Origin of the sequence: Stenotrophomonas sp. SMYL8 (assembly GCF_036320065.1) — a bacterium.
GTDB classification, from domain to species: Bacteria; Pseudomonadota; Gammaproteobacteria; order Xanthomonadales; family Xanthomonadaceae; genus Stenotrophomonas; species Stenotrophomonas maltophilia_A.
In genome coordinates this window covers 64753-81392 of sequence record NZ_JAWIRR010000016.1, presented here as the reverse complement: position 1 = coordinate 81392, position 16640 = coordinate 64753, and the positions used below count along the sequence as shown (strand labels likewise).

6 protein-coding genes are annotated in these 16640 nt (G+C 62.4%); all 6 read left to right on the top strand.

What is annotated here, in order from left to right; translation table 11 throughout:
• Nucleotides 1–311: 311 nt before the first annotated feature.
• The 6 genes from V3B25_RS13865 (at nucleotide 312) to V3B25_RS13840 (ending at nucleotide 16636) form a co-directional block, all read left to right on the top strand.
• Nucleotides 312–10469 (top strand): cadherin domain-containing protein, encoded by a 10158-nt coding sequence (locus tag V3B25_RS13865; protein ID WP_329810824.1) that lies wholly within the window; start codon nucleotides 312–314, stop codon nucleotides 10467–10469.
• A complete protein-coding gene (locus V3B25_RS13860) occupies nucleotides 10466–11020 on the top strand; it encodes a toxin-activating lysine-acyltransferase (protein ID WP_049422741.1) in 555 nt (184 codons plus the stop codon). The genes V3B25_RS13865 and V3B25_RS13860 overlap by 4 nt, the downstream gene beginning before the upstream one ends.
• A gap of 192 nt (nucleotides 11021–11212) precedes the next feature.
• Nucleotides 11213–11755 (top strand): single-stranded DNA-binding protein, encoded by a 543-nt coding sequence (locus tag V3B25_RS13855; protein ID WP_279914260.1) that lies wholly within the window; start codon nucleotides 11213–11215, stop codon nucleotides 11753–11755.
• 139 nt (nucleotides 11756–11894) lie between these two features.
• Nucleotides 11895–13220 carry a site-specific integrase gene (locus V3B25_RS13850; protein WP_231347519.1) on the top strand — a complete coding sequence of 442 codons (1326 nt, stop codon included), beginning with the start codon at nucleotides 11895–11897 and terminating at the stop codon, nucleotides 13218–13220.
• Nucleotides 13207–14787, top strand: coding sequence for a site-specific integrase (locus V3B25_RS13845; protein ID WP_148239573.1), 1581 nt, complete (start codon nucleotides 13207–13209; stop codon nucleotides 14785–14787). The genes V3B25_RS13850 and V3B25_RS13845 overlap by 14 nt, the downstream gene beginning before the upstream one ends.
• Entirely contained in the window at nucleotides 14780–16636 is a 1857-nt protein-coding gene (locus tag V3B25_RS13840; protein ID WP_197599790.1) for a hypothetical protein, read from the top strand. The genes V3B25_RS13845 and V3B25_RS13840 overlap by 8 nt, the downstream gene beginning before the upstream one ends.
• Nucleotides 16637–16640: the final 4 nt, after the last annotated feature.

The window sequence follows — 16640 nt, the reverse complement described above, 5'->3', positions numbered from 1 at the left end:
CGACAGGTTTCAGTGCGACCAATCTGTTTGGCGACATAGCCGTTGCTTCCGACTACGCTCGATATGTTGCGTCTCCATGGGAAATCAATACTCTGATTGCGGGAGCGCCTGAGAGTGGGTTCGCCGCACAGTGGGCCATTACGCTCGTCCGTGTCGAAGAGCTCGGACTCAACCGCCGTGCAGCGTCTGATTGGACGGGGGGATTTGCTGCATGGCTTGATCAACTGGCAGACGGCGCTGTAGACGGTGTCGGTCTGGTCGCCTCCAACATGACGTTGGCGCTCGATCCTGATGGAGGACGAAAGCGTACCTTGGTCAGCTGGACCGGAGACGAAGTTCACTCGTTGGGCGACACCATCGTCACCGCAGATAAAGACAGGATCCTCGGCGGAACCGGCAGCGACAGCATCATCGTCAATGGTGCATTGCTGTCCAGCACCACCGGCCTGCTGGTCAACGGCAACGCACCTTCGGCCACGCATCGCATCGAAATCGCGGCTGTCATCGATGCCGGTGCAGGTGACGATCTGGTCCGGGGTGGAGACCTCGGCAACGATCTGCTCGGCGGCAGCGGCAACGATACCCTGGTGGGCGGCCTGCTCGATGACTGGCTGTTTGGCGGGGACGGCAATGACGTGCTGTTCGCCGGCAATATCACCAATGTGAACTTCGCCATCGGTGATGCCAGCGCACAGGCGCTGGCGATCGCTGCGCGTGGTGGCAACGGCAACTACCTCGACGGCGGTGCCGGCGATGATCGCCTGTATGGCAGCACCGGTTCGGACTGGCTGGAAGGTGGCGCTGGCAACGACCTGCTGGTGGGTGGCGAAGGGGGGGACATCATCGCCGGTGGCGCTGGCGATGATCGGGGTGCCAATGTCGAAGCACGCCTGTTCGGTGGGGGCGGCGCGGACCAGTACCTGTTCCGGCTCGGTGACGGCCGCGACGTGATCTACGACGAAGAGGGCGCAGGCGCCATCCGTGGCAGCGGCGACAGCTTGAATGATCGCCTCGCCAAGATCGCCAATGGACAGCTGGCGCGCAACTGGGCCGGTGGCGGCGAGTACGAGGTCAACGGTTCGGTGAAGGGCGGTGAGGACGCGATCGTGTTCGGCACCGGCCTGTCGCTGCAGAACATCCAGATGCGCCGCTCCTCGGCCAGCGGTGCCGGCAACGACCTGATCATCGCCCTGGTCAGCTATGACGCCGCCGGCAACGCGACCCTCACCGGCGATGAGCTGACCATCAAGGACTGGTTCGAATCCTCGCATCGCGTGGAGTGGCTGCGGTTTGCCGATGGCGAGGACATCCGCATCGGCGACATGACCTCGTACATCATCGGCACCGGTGGCTCGGATGTGATCCTGGGCACCTACGGTGCGGACTTCCTCTATGGCGGCGCCGGCAATGACGAGATCCGGGGCCTGGCCGGCAATGACTTCGGCAATGGTGGCTCGGGCGACGATTTCGTTGCTGGCGATGGCGACCAGGACTGGGTGATGGGCGGCTCCGGCAACGACCAGGTGCTGGGCGGCGCGGGCAATGACACGGTGTTTGGCGATGATGGCAATGATCGTGTGTATGGCGGTACGGGTTCGGACCTGGTGGTCGGCGGCCGTGGCAACGACGAAGTGGTGGGCGGTGAAGGCGATGACGTCTTCCGCTACCAGCGCGGCGATGGCGACGACATCGTCATGGACGACTATGTCGACAACTGGGATCTGGTCTGGGAAAGGGGCGCCTATGTCAACGGCTATGTGCGCAATGCCGATGGCACTGTCAGCAAGGATGGCGTGGTCTACTTCGATGGCTCCACCTGGATCAGCCACAACGACTGGAATGATGAGGCGCAGGTGCTGCGCCGGCACAAGGGCGCGCTCAATGGCCTGATTGCGCGCAACGCGGGTGTTGATTCGCTGGAGTTTGGCGTTGGCATCGACATCCAGGATGTGATGTTGCAGCGCGATGGCAATGACCTGCGCCTGGTGATCGGCCGCGATGGTGAGAAGGAGCGCCTCTCGGCGTCCAGTGACCGCATCACGATCAAGGACTGGTACGCGCTGGGTGGATCGATCGAGAACATGGTGTTTGCCGCGACCGGCCGCCATGCGCTCACCGACATGACCCTGCTGGGGGGCGGCGATGGCAATGACACCATTGCCGGTACGGCCGGCAAGGACTGGTTGACCGGCAACGGTGGCGATGACGTCATCGACGGCGGCGCGGGCAATGACCTGCTGATGGGCAACGAAGGCGACGATACGCTGCGTGGCGGTGCGGGTGACGACATCCTGTACGGCGGCCAGGGCGATGATCTGCTGCACGGCGGTGCCGGCGCGGACACCCTGTTCGGCGGCGGTGGCGTGGACATCGCCTCTTACGCGGGAAGTGCGGCGGTGCGCGTTTACCTGGAAGGCACGTTCGCCAATACCGGCGACGCCAAGGGAGATGTCTACAGCAGCATCGAGGGTATTGAAGGCAGTGCCGGTGCCGATCGCCTCGGCGGCAGCATCGGCGCGGACGTGCTGCGCGGTGGTGGCGGCGCGGATGCGCTGTACGGCGGTGAGGGCGACGATGCCTATGAGTACAACGTCGGCGACGGTAGTGATGTCATCTATGAAGGCGCCTTCTATCTGGATGAGGTGATGTCCAGCTCAGGGACGTTTGGATCAGCCTACACGGCGTCCTGGGAGTATCTGGGCCTTGGCGAGACAACGGCGGGCAACAAGCATCAGTATCGGTTGACGGTCAAGGAGATCGCATCCGGCACCGTTGTCTACCAGAGCGTGGACAAGGTGGACTTCCTGTTTGACGCCCCAGTGGCGAACGCGCCAGCCTCCACCACGTGGCCATCGGCGCAGGGGCAGTTCCGTTCGTCGACCTGGCGAAACGGGCCAAATGGGCAACAGATCGTGCGCGAAGTGTTCCAGGCCACCGACGGGGGCCAGGATACGCTGGTACTGGGAGCAGGGCTCAGCCTCTCCAATCTTCGGTTGGCGCTGAGCGGGACGACGCTCCAGGTGGATGTCTTCGCCGCACAGAACGGTACGATCAAGCTCGCCAATCATACGAATGCCCAGCGTCGCGTCGAGTTCATGCAGTTGAAGGACGGACTGGTGCTGGATCTGCGCCAGTTCCGCCAGCTTTCCCAAGGCGGTAGCGCGAGTGACGATGTATTGTTCGGGTCCGATGGCGCGGACACGCTTACGGGTCTTGCAGGTCACGACGTGCTGGCGGGTGGAGATGGCAATGACACGCTGCGGGGCGGCGACGGCGACGACACGCTGGAGGGCGGCGCCGGTGCCGACATCCTCGACGGCGGCAGCGATCGCATCAGCCTCGGCCAGGCCGCGGTGGCGGGTGAAGCCTATGGCGATACCGTCCGATACGTGACCTCCACTGCGTCGCTGGTGCTGGACCTGGCTGCGGGTACTCTGTCGGGCGGGCACGCCGATGGCGATACCCTGGTTGCAGTCAACGGCGTCAGCACGCTGGAGAACGTAGTTGGCAGCGACGGCTTCGCCGATACGATCAGTGGTGATTCACGCGCGAATCGCTTGATCGGGCTGGGTGGCAACGACTGGCTGGATGGGCGGGGGGGCGACGACGTGCTCATCGGTGGTGATGGCAATGACACCCTGATGGGCGGCGACGGCAACGACGCGTTGTCCGGTGATGCCGGCGATGACCGGCTTGAAGGTGGCGGGGGCAACGATGTGCTGGCCGGCGGCGCCGGTGCCGACGAGCTTTACGGCGGGCTGGGCGACGACCAGATCAGCGGCGATGTGGGCAACGACAAGGCTTGGGGCGGCGAAGGCAATGACACCCTGGGGGGCCAGGACGGAGACGATCAGCTCTATGGCGAGGCCGGCAACGATACCCTGGTGGGCGGCGCAGGCGACGACCTGCTGGATGGCGGCACCGGCAACGACACCCTGGCCGGTGAGGCCGGCAACGACCTGCTGCGGGGCGGGGATGGCAATGACACCTACCTGTTCGATCGGGAGGGTGGCAACGACCGCATCGAAGACGCACTGGGCGTCAATCGCATCGTGCTGCAGAACGTGGCCAACCACGAGGTCTGGCTGCAGAAGGTGGGCAACGATCTGCTGGTCAGCGTGATTGGAGGCAGCACTCGGATCACCATCGCGGGCTACTACACCGGCGCCAGCCGGATCACCGAGATCGCGACCGGTGCAGGCTCGCTGTTCCTCGCCCACGCCGAGCCGCTGCTTGCGGCAATGGCGGCAGAGTCGGCGTCCGTGCCGGCTGGGATGTCCTCCAGCTTGCAGGGCATGCTCGGCAGCTACTGGCAGAACTCGAGCAAGCCGGCACCGCTGGTCGAAACGCAGTACCTGGCCACCGACGAGGACGTGCCGCTCAGTGGCAGCGTCAATGCCGTCGACCATGACGGGAACATCACCGGGTACACGGTGATCACCGCCCCCGGCATGGGGACCGTCACGCTTAATGCGGCCACCGGCGCCTGGGTCTACACGCCGGCGGCGGACCGCCACGGCAATGACCATTTCGTGGTCCGGGTCACCGATGCCGACGGCAATACGGCCGACCAGATCGTCGATCTGGAGGTGCGCTCGGTCAACGACGCGCCCAGCGACATCCTCGCACCCGGTCCGCTGGCCGTGGACGAGAACGCCGCCAACAACCTGTCGCTGGGCCGCTTCGGCCATGTCGATCGCGACGGCGCGGAAGATACGGCCAGCTTCACCCTGATCAATGATGGCGGCGGCCGCTTCAAGCTCACCGCCGATGGCACGCTCAGCGTTCGTGATGGCACCAAGCTGGACTATGAGACCGCCACCGCGCACACCATCCGGGTGCGCGTGACCGACGGCGCCGGCGCGTGGTTCGAGAAGGACTTCAAGATCGACGTCCGCAACGTCAACGAGGCGCCGTTCACGCCGACGCGGCCACCGAACACTGCGGCCGTACTGGCCGGCGAGAAGACCGGGGCCGGTACGGTGGTGGGCACCTTCGTGATCGGGGACCCCGACAAGACCACGCCGACCCTGCAGCTGGTGACCAACCCGGGTGGCCTGCTGGAAGTGGTGGGCAACCAGGTGCGTGTGCGTGCGGGCGTTGCGATCGACTTCGAGACGCTGGCCGCCGCGCAGGGCGCGACCCTGGTCGATCTGGATGGCGATGGCATCAAGGAGGTGCTGCTGACCGCCAGCGTGAGGGCGTACGACGGCAGCCTGGCATCGGCCTCGACGCTCAGCTTCACCTATGCCATTGAAGATGAGAACGAAGCGCCGACGGCGGTGGTGTTCGCGGCCACCACCACCAGCTTCAGCGAAACCGATCGCGTTCCCACCGGAACCGCGCTGCCGGCGATCCTGCTCGGCACGCTGTCGGCCACCGATCCAGACACCACCGCCGGCAGTGATTTCGCCACGATGGTGTTCAGCGTGTCCGACAGCCGCTTCGAGATCATCAACGGCAACCAGCTGCGCCTTAAGGCCGGTGCGATCGTTGACTATGAAGCGGGAGGCAACGTCACCGTGACGGTCACCGCGACCGATCGCGGCGGCGCCGGATTGAGCGTCAGCAAGCAGTTGGTCTTCACCGTGGTCAACCGGGATGACTACCTGTACGGCACTGCCGCTGGCGAAACGCTGGTCGGCCAGGCCAACCGGGACGTGATCCAGGGGCTCGGCGGCAACGACATCATCAACGGCGGCGGTGGCAACGACGACCTGTACGGCGGCGATGGCGATGACAATCTGCGCGGTGAGGCTGGCGACGACAAACTGTGGGGCGAGCTGGGTCGCGACACGCTGTACGGTGGCGCAGGCGTCGACGAACTGCGTGGTGGTGATGGCGATGACAACCTGTATGGCGAAGACGGTGATGACCGCCTGTACGGCGACGCCGGCAATGACATCCTCGATGGCGGTGCCGGCAATGACCTGCTGGAAGGGGGCATCGGAAATGACACGCTGCGCGGCGGCGTCGGCAACGACATCCTGCGCGGTGGCGATGGCGACGATATCCTCGATGGCGGCGTCGGTGCCGACACCCTGTCCGGAGGCGCCGGTGTCGATACGCTGACCTACGCCTCGGCGACTGCGGGCATCGTGCTGAACCTGGCTACCGGAACACATGGCGGGGCGGCTGCCGGCGATGTGCTGGAAGATGCGTTCGAGCGCGTGATCGGCAGTGGGTTCGACGACGTCATCACTGGTGGCGCTGGGGATGATTACATCGAGGGTGGCGCGGGCAACGACAAGCTCTACGGCGGCGCTGGCAATGACACGCTGTATGGCGGTGATGGTGACGACCTGCTCGATGCGCAGGCAGGCAATGACACCCTGTATGGCGGCGCCGGTAACGACATCCTGATTGGTGGCGATGATAGCGACGTCTACTTGATCGACCGCAACTCCGGTGCCGACGAAATCCGCAACTACGACTCCAGTGGCGACGATATCGACGTCATCGGCTATCGCGACATCAGTCGCAATGATCTGTGGTTCAGTCGAACCGGCGACGATCTGGTGATCTCGGTGATTGGTACCAGTGTGGTGACCACGATCAAGGGCTGGTACACCACCACCAACGCCAATGATCGCGCCAACTACAAGATCGATTTCTTCCTGGCCGGCGAGCACGCCAGCAGCACGATCAATGCAGAGGCACTGGTCGCGTTGATGGCCGGCCGCACCAAGCCCGCCACGGTCGCGGCCTATCAGGCATTGCATGCCGACGGCACGTTCGAGAACCAGTGGCGGCACTACTGGGATGGCAACGGCCTGCCGTCGATCAGCATCGTGCCGGATCAGTCGATCAACGAGGATGGCCAGGTCGCCCTGCAGTTCACCGTCGGTGATGACCTGACCCCGGCGTCCGGGGTCACCGTACGTGCCGTGGCGGTGGATGCCACTGACCTTACGACGGTGGTGGCCTGGATGAATACTCCGACCATCACTGCGGGGGGCAACGGCGAGCGCACGGTGACGCTGGTGCCCAAGAGCAACGCCAGCGGACGCGTTGCGATCAAGCTGATCGCAACCGATGCCGGTGGGCTGGTGACCGAGCGCGTGTTCTTCATGAATGTGGCGCCGGTAGTGGACGCGCCGGTGATTACCCGTGCCGTGCAGGTCGGCAAGACACTTGATAGTGGCACGCTGACGCTGGATGTGCAGGCGGCGCTGTCCGATGCCGATGGTTCGGAGACCCTGGAGATCCGCATCTCGAACCTGCCGACCGGGCTGACCCTGAACAAGGGCACGAACCTGGGCAACGGCGTGTGGTCGCTGACGCCGGCGCAGCTGGCCGGTCTAGCGCTGGTCGGTCCGGCCACGTGGTCGGCCGACCTGACCGGCACTGCGGCGCTGACGGTGACTGCCATCGCCAAGGAGACCGCGACGGGCAAGACCAGCAGCAAGACGCAGACGCTGTCGGTCACCATCAATGCGCGTCCGACCGACATCACTGTCGACCGCGCGTTGAGTACGGTCGAGTCAACCGCGGATGCACCGGTGGCCAATGGCACGGTGCTCGGCAATTTCGCCCGCGTCGATGCGGACAACGATGGCTTCACCTTCAGCCTGACCAACAACGCGGGCGGCCGCTTTGCGATTTCCGCAGCCGGTGTGCTGACCGTGGCCAATGCCAGCCTGCTCGACTACGAGGCCAACACCTCGCACCAGATCGTGGTGCGGGTGACCGACTCGGGCGGGTTGACCCGCGACAAGACCTTCACCGTCGCGGTGACCAACGTCGATGAAGCCCCGGCAACACCGACCGTCTCCAGCCAGCCGGTGGCAATCGCTGCGGAGAACGCGGCCTTGGGCGGCGTGGTGATCGCCAGCCTTTCCTCCAGCGGAGGCAATGGCAGCTACAGCTATGTGCTGGAAGGGGACTCTCGCGGCTGGTTTACCCTGGTCGGCAACCAGCTGAAGTTCCGCGATGGCCTGGTGCTGGATTTCGAGGCGCTGAAAGCCGCAGGCCTGACCCTGAGTGATGCCGATGGTGATGGCCGCCAGGAGGTGGTGTACTCGGTATCGGTGAAGGCCGTGTCGGGTGGGCTGACCTCGGCGGGGGCGCGCACCATCACCGTGCGCCTGGAAGACGTCAACGACGCGCCGCATGGCATCACCGTCGATCGCACGCTGAGCATCGCGGAGAATACCGCCAACGGTTCCGAGGTCGGCAAGTTCAGCGGCCAGGACCAGGACGTTACCGACGGCCTGACCTTCACACTGGTGAACAATGCGGGAGGACGCTTTGCCATCACCGCTGCCGGGGTGTTGAGCGTGGCCAATGGCGGGCTGCTGGACTACGAGGCCGCCACCTCGCATTCGATCACGGTGCGGGTCACCGACACTCATGGTGCCAGTCGCGATCAGGTGTTCCAGGTCGGCGTGTCCAACGTCAACGAAGCACCGCGCACGCCTGACGTCGTCCAGCATGTGGCGCTCACCTCGGAGAATACCGGCGTGGCCGGGCAGGTGGTGGCTACGTTGTCCTCATCTGATCCGGATGGCACCGCGCCCTCTTATCAGATCATCAACGATCCCTTCGCCTGGTTCGTCATTTCCGGAAACCAGCTCAAGTACAACGTCAGCAGTTTCGATTTCGAAGCGGTTGCACCGTACCTGCAGCTGATCGACGGCGACGGCGACGGCCAGCTGGAGGCTTACTACAACGTCACGGTCCGTGCCACGGATGGTGCGCTGGTGTCGGGCAATCGCGAGATCACGGTGCGCATCGAAGACGTCAACGAGGCACCGACGACCTGGGGCCAGAGTCTGACGCTGGCCGAATCGGCGCCGGGCGCGGGCCAGACCGTGTTCCAGTTCACCAACTGGTCCGACCCCGACAGCCAGTGGTACAACCGCGACCACCGGTTTGCCATCACAGGTGGTGCCAGCAACCTGTTCGGCATCAACGCCACCACGGGTCAGATCGCGCTGCACGGGCAGCTGGACTATGAAACCGCGCAGAGCCACCAGATACAGGTGACGGTCACCGATCGTGGTGGCTTGTCCAGCAGCACCTGGGTGACGATCAATGTGCAGAACGTCAATGAGCGGCCGACGGTCGTCCAGACGCTGGATAGCAACTACGTGTACGTGCTCTGGGGAAGTGACCAGGAGGACATCTTCAGCCGTCTGGTGATCACCAGTGCGGTGGAGCTGGTGAGTACTACCGGCCAGTACTGGGACACCTACACCAACGAGACATCGTTCTTTGACTATGGGACCACGTCGAGGGCCATTTCCGGTGATGGCTTCCTGAACGGCTATTACTACAACGGCACGCTTGCCACGCGGATCGTGAATCGTGGAAACCGGCGCCAGGTGAATGACGGAAACTGGGGCGATCCGCGCGGAAGCGGCGCGGGCTACTACCAGGAGACCTACTACGACACCTACTATGAAATCGTCATCCAGAGCGTGGACAGCGCTGGTCTCTGGAGTGATCCGCTGAAGTTTGTCGTCAACGAGTTCGGTGCACGCCTCGGTCCGGTCGTGCTTGATCTGGATGGCGACGGCGTGGAGACCGTGGGTTGGGCACAGAGCGCCACGCGGTTCGACATGGACGGTGATGGCGTGCGTGACTTGACCGGTTGGGTCGGCCCGCATGACGGCCTGCTGGTGCTCGACCGCAACCGCAACGGCACGATCGATTCCGGCGCCGAAATCTCGTTCACGATGGATCTGGAGGGGGCCCATTCCGACCTTGAAGGCCTGGCTGCCTATGACAGCAATGGTGATCGGCGTCTGGATGCCAATGACGCCCGCTTCGGAGAGTTCCAGGTCTGGCGTGACGCCAACCGCGATGGCATCAGCCAGGCGGGTGAACTGTTGACGTTGCAACAGGCGGGTGTGGCGTCGATCAACCTGGATGCGCGGCGCACCGGGCAGATGCCCGGTACATCGCCGGACAACACCACCTACGCCAACGGTCAGTACACCCGTACCGATGGCACCCAGGCGGCCTTGTCGGACATGTTCTTCGCATTTGGTGAGCGTGAAGAGGATGCTGACGGTGACGGCCTGAACCTGAATGCTGGCGCCGGCAAGGGCGGACGCGACCTGGGCAGCGGTGATGCCGCCTCCGGCCGGGTCAACCGTCGAGGCGGCGATCCACGCTTCGCGCCTGCAGCTGACCTGCCGCAGGCCCCGGTGGCGCAAGCAGTGACGGAACCGGGGGATCGTTTCGGTGGCGTTGAGCCCACCGCCGCCGAGCGGATGCAGCAATCGACTCGTTCGGAACATCGTGCTCCTATCGACGAAAGCATTCCCTCCGGCCAGGCATCACAGCGCTCAGCCTTGCATGACAATCTGGCGCTGGCACAGAAGAAGCGGTTCCAGATGATCGAAGCGATGTCCACGTTCGACGCCCAGCCCTATGCCCAGGGCATCAGCACAGCGGCGCGCGATCCGGCCACCATGGAACTGTTGACCGCCATTCCCGACTACAGGATTTCCCGTTCATGATCACGTCCACGACCGCCACCGCCACCACCACCACCGATGGGGCGCCGCGTACCGTTGCCGAGGCCCTCGGCCAGATCGTCTGGCTGCTTTCACAGTCGCCGCTGCACCGTGAGATGCAGTTGAAGGACCTCGAATGGTCATTCATGCCGCCGCTGCTGAAGGAGCAGTTCCGGGTGTTCCGTTTCGGCATCCTGCCGCCGTTGCCGGGCATGCAGGAGGCCGGTGCGGCCTTCGCCGGGGTGACCCAGCAGGCGCTGGAACAGTTGCCGCTTGGAGTTGCAATCTGGGCCAATTTGTCAGAGGAGGCCGAGCGCAAGCTGGAAGCCGGCGAGCGGCTGGAACTGGACGACTGGAACAGCGGCGATCGCCTGTGGCTGATCGAGTTCATCACCCCCTTCGCCCAGCCCGGCAACGGCCTGGCCGAGGCCATGCTGGGCGATCTGCTGACCGGGCCGTTCGCGGGGCGCAGTCTGTCCATGCACCGGACCGATCCGGCCACCGGCCGGCGTGACAAGGTGACCCTGGGCGGCGTGCCGTCGCAGGCGGCCTGATCCGGGAGAGGTGAACGTCCGCCCCGGTCGCCACGCTGGCGGTCGGCGGAGTAGAGGCAAGCCCGGTGGGCCGGGGCTCGATGATAGAATGCCGGGTTTCTGGCAGTGCCCACCCATGGGCGGCCGGGTATCGGCAACTCCGGCTGTGTGCTATGACAGGCACCAGCCCCCGGACAATGGAATCACTTACCTATGGCGCGCGGCATCAACAAAGTCATCCTGGTCGGCAACCTCGGCAACGACCCGGACGTGAAGTACACCCAGAGCGGCATGGCGATCACCCGCATCAGCCTGGCCACCACCAGCGTCCGCAAGGACAAGGATGGCAACCAGCAGGAACGTACCGAATGGCACCGCGTGGTGTTCTTCGGCAAGCTCGGCGAGATCGCCGGCGAGTACCTGCGCAAGGGCAGCTCGGTCTACGTCGAAGGCAGCCTGCGCTACGACAAGTACACCGGCCAGGACGGCGTGGAGAAGTACTCCACCGACATCGTTGCCGATGAAATGCAGATGCTGGGCGGCCGTGGTGAAGGCGGCGGTGGCGGCGGTGGCGGCAACTACGGCGGCGATCGCCCGCAGCGCCAGCAGGCGCCGCGCCAGGAGTACGGCGGCGGTGGCGGTGGCCAGCGCGGCGGCCAGGGCGGCGGTTACGGCAACCAGGGTGGCAACCAGCGCCCGCAGCCGCAGCAGGCGCCGCCGATGGACGACTTCGCTGACGACGATATTCCGTTCTAGCGAATACTAGATCAATAGTGGTGATATAGCTTCGAGGAAGGCCCTGTTTTTACAGGGCTTTTCTTTTTTCTACGCTGACTTGCGTAGTCGAAAATTTCATATACAGTTGTACATATGTCAAAACAGTAGAAGAACAGTGATGGCCATGCTGTCAGTTCATGTGCTTGGCGAAGGAGAACGAGTTCCAATGCTCCACGACGAGCAGGGCGTGCCTTTGTTCTACCCGACCCTGTTTGCTACTTCCCAGCTTCGGAATGCCGGGGCAGCCGTCAACACGATCCGAAACAAGCTTGCCGACATCGTTGTACTTCTGCGCTGGGAGCAGGCCAATGGCCGAGACCTGATCACCGAGTTCCGCAGCGGGCGCCTTCTCACAGTTTCAGACATAGTCTCGCTTCGAGATTTCGCCAAGCTCGACATGCGGGAGTTGAGTTCAGTGGGAGAAGGTGACAAGAAACGAAGCGTCGTCATCGATTTTCTCGAGGCGCGAGTTGCCTCAAATCAGGTGCTGGCCACCATTGGTGGGCAACAGCATTTCAACCGTATCAGCACGTTTGCCGACTATCTGGAATTTACGGCTTCGGTCGTTACACAGCACCAGAACTCGTCTCGAACCGCTCAAGAAATTGCGCGGATGGCTAGAACCATTCGCAAGCACCGACCGCGCGGGTTGGCAAAACAGAGGGATGACGATTTGGATCTGCGCTCGCCACCCTCCGAGTTGGTCGAGCGATTCATGGCGATAGGCACTGAGGGTGATCCGCGCAATCCGTTCCGGCATCCGGAAGTCCAGCTCCGCAATGCCATCATCTTCGGGCTGCTAAGACACACCGGAATGCGACGAGGAGAGCTATTGAGCTTGCGACTCGACCAGTTCGACTTGGGCCATGAGCCGCACGTCTGGGTTCGGCGCAATCAGGATGATAAGCATGACCCGCGACCCTATCAGCCGGTAACGAAGACCAAGGAGCGGCCATTACCGATACCTGAGGCGCTCGCCAATCAGATCGACCGTTACATGCTGAATGTCCGTTCCAGGATCGGCCCCGCCAGAAGGCATCCGTATCTACTTGTCTCGCACAGGAAGGGCGATACATGGGGCAAGCCACTCTCCACCTCAGCTCTGAGTAGCCAGATCTTTTCGCGGATGCGCGCGGTGGACCCCGCCTTTGAGGCGATCCATCCCCACGCCTTTCGACACCATTTCAATTACGAGCTTTCCGTCAACATTGACAAGCACAACGCCAAGATCCGGTCGGGTGAAGATGCTGAGGCATTGCCGTTCAGCGAGGCTAGGGAGCTGGATGTTCGTGCTTTCCTGAATGGTCATCGCAGCAAGGCATCGGGAGCGACGTACAACCGGCGCCACATTCGTGAAGCCAGCGACAAGGCTGCTCGTCAGGTGCAGGCCGCTCATCCCAAGCGTAGCGATAACTCCAAGGGGGGCGGTGGTGATCCGCGCTAATCCAAAGCAGGTCGATGTCGAGGGAAAGTCGACCGCTCAGACAGTGTCTAAGGATGGTTATCCCTTCAAGCCTTCGGATAAACATTGGCAATTAAACAAGGACGTGCAGATTTCACTAGCGCTGCCGGGGGTGGTTGAAGCTAGAACCGAGGCTGGCTTTCGCGCCACGCTGTTGCGCTATGCGGAAGAGGCATCCGCTCGTCATGCGCGAAATATGGAGACGCGTTTCAAGCGATACCTGCGGGATACAGGAGCGTCGCGGGTGACCGTGGTTGACCTCATCAACTGGCGCGCCAGCCTTGCGGCAGACGAGCAATATCAGTTAGGCGGCCTGAAGGGCTTCCTGCTTGCCTGGCACGACTACGGATTTGACGGCGTCACCAGCGAAGTCGTTGATCTCCTCCAAAGCTGGCGAATAAAGGGGAACGAAAAGGGGGCGGCCGTTGCTAGTGGTTGCCCCGAGAATGGGCCCTACACCGACCTCGAGATGGCTGCGCTCCTGGATTGGGCGAACCTCGCGGTAGCACGAAAGGACATTGCATTCGAGGACTACGCATATCTGCTCACCTTGGCGATGACCGCGCGCCGTCCCGTCCAGATCGCTGCTCTCAGGGGGCGGGATCTCGTTCGTGAAACAGGTGAAGGCGCGCCCATGTTTAGGCTCAACATTCCGCGAGCCAAGCAACGTGGCATCGCTTTTCGAGGTGCCTACCGGTCTCTTGCCATCCTTGAAGACCTATATTTGGTGCTTCGGCAGCAGCATCGACAGTCCGTCGCCGCAGTTTTCGAGGCGATTGGGGGGACGGTTGATCCTGCCTTGGTAGGTGAGGTGCCGATCTTTCTCAATCGCAAGAAGCTTGAGGATGTTGGAAATTTAGACGAGCTCACCGACTATCTGATGGGTGGCGCGCCAGATCAACTGCATGCAAAAATTGACTCGCTCGATTCCGCTCTACAGCGTTGCGCGAAGGCGTCGACTGCGCACTCGGAGCGTACTGGTGAGTTTATTCGTTTTTCCGCACTGCGATTCCGACACACGCGAGGCACGAAGCTTCGCCGAGAGGGATTCGGTGCATTCATCATCGCCGAGTTGCTGGATCATTCCGACACCCAGAACGTCCACGTGTACACGGAGAACACCGCTCAAGAGGCGGTAGTCATCAATGAGCTAGTGGGTGCTCGACTCGCTCCCTTCGCGCAAGCCTGCCTCGGCAAGCTTGTCCACTCTGAACGTAAGGCAGTTCGCGGTGACGATCCGCGGAGCCGTGTGCCGAATGATCGTCAACACGCGGTGGGGACCTGCGGTAACTATGGATTCTGCGCTAGCGGCTACCGAGCCTGCTACACATGCTTTCACTTCCAGCCGTGGGTCGACGGGCCGCATGAAGAGGTGCTGGTGGACCTATATGCCGAGAAGGAGCGCACCCGGGAGGCAGGCTGTTCCAACGTCATTGTTAATGCTAATGACCAACTGATCCTTGCTGTCGAGCACTGTGTTTCGATGTGCAAGGATGCGAGGGCTCAGATGCTCGACGCGAATCTGTTGGAGGCGGGCACCCATGGGTGATGTCGTCCAGTTCGTTCCCCGCGCTGAGCGCGAAGCCAGCGGAAACCTTGCCGACTTCATACGCTTGGCAAAAGAGGGTCTGACTGCCTTCGCGAATGGTGGCGCTTGGGATCGCGACAAGTGGCAGCAAAACGAGACCATAGTCGTCTTCGCGACGAAAACAGCACCTCTGAACTCATACTCTTTCACGCCCTTCGTCGAACCATTCATGCAGTTCGCAAAGGCATACATTCGATACAGATATAGCCACAGGCCAGTCAAGAGCTTGGCAATGATGCTCCAAGCACTTCGCTGCGTGGAGGCAGGATTGCTGGCGGCTTGCGGCCGAGGAGATGTCGGACTCCTGAGTGGTGCGGTAATGGACGTTTGCGCCAACAAGTGCAAGGAGTTCTACTCCAGCGAGGACGTGCACCACAAAACCGGGCTCCAACTTCAAGCTGTATTCGACTTCTTACGTGAGAAGAGCCTTGTCCCGTCGTTGCCGGCTTGGAAGTCTCCTTTCAAGAAGCCGGTGATCCTGACCGAGGATCTCGGCGAAGCGGGACAGGCCCATCGCATGGAAAAGCTTCCCACCAATGAGGCAATGCTCGCAGTTGCTGACGTGTTTGCCCAGGCCGACGATCGGGAGAGTCAGTTTTACTCATCAATCTTCATCCTGCTTATGGCCGCGCCAGGCCGCGTCTCCGAAGTGCTGAAGCTTCCTATTGACTGCATCCAGTGGGAGGAAGATGACGACGGTAATCTTCAGATGTTCCTGCGTTGGAATGCGGCCAAGGGCAAAGGAGCGACGAGGAAGTGGGTCGTGCCTGTCATGCATGACGTCGTGAAAGAGGCCGTCCGGCGCCTGATCGAAATCGGTGCTCCTGCACGTGAGTTAGTCAGGGCGGCGTTCGAAGGCTCCACGTCTTCGTCTGAAGATGTCGGCACGTCCAATCTCATCAAAGAATTTGGCGGCTTCTACTGGCCCTTCCTTGATGAGAAGAGGGTGCTGACGACCTGGAGTGCTCTGTGCCTGCATCGAGAGAATGAATTCAGTCGCGAGAAGGAAATTAGGCCTGACTCATGGCGGATTCCAAACGCTAACGAGGTGAATAAGCGCTTGGGCGCTGGCAGCGGCCACGGCGAATCTCTCTTTGACCGTATGGGCCTGCGGAATTTGGATGGCACGCGCATCACGTTGACATCGCACCAGCTCCGTCATTGGCTCAGCACGATGTCAGAACGGGCGGGCATGGACGACTACAGCCTGGCGCGCTGGGCCGGTCGCGCAAAGGTTTCCGACAACCGTCATTACGACCATCGCTCGCCGGAGGAACGCCTAGAGGCTGCCCGTGGGCTGCTTCCGATGCAGCCTGCCCCATTGCTCGAGCGCATCAAGCAGCGTCAGCCGGTGACGTATCAGGAACTTGGGACTGATCGGCTGGGAACGGCCAAAGCCACGCTCTATGGCATGTGCGTGCACGACTACGCCATGGCACCGTGCCAGAAACAGCGCGAATGCATGACCTGCAAGGAGCATGTTTGCATCAAGGGTGATCACGTTGCGCTAGACCGGATTCGCCTCTTGGAGGCGCAGACGGAAAAACTGCTCCAGCAGGCCATGAAAGCTCATGAGGATGGCGACTTTGGTGCCGACCGCTGGGTGGACAATCACAAGTGGAAGCTCGCGCACGTCAAGGCAATGAGGATCGCATTGGAGCATCCCAATGTTCTGGAGGGAGCGGTCCTCAGGATTCCGGATGGGCACGATCCTTCTCCGGTTCGCCGTGCTCTCATGGATCTTGGCGTTGTCGAAGTGCCCTCCATGGATGCGCTTGGTCCGAAAATGATTGCCTTGGCTCTTACCTGACCCG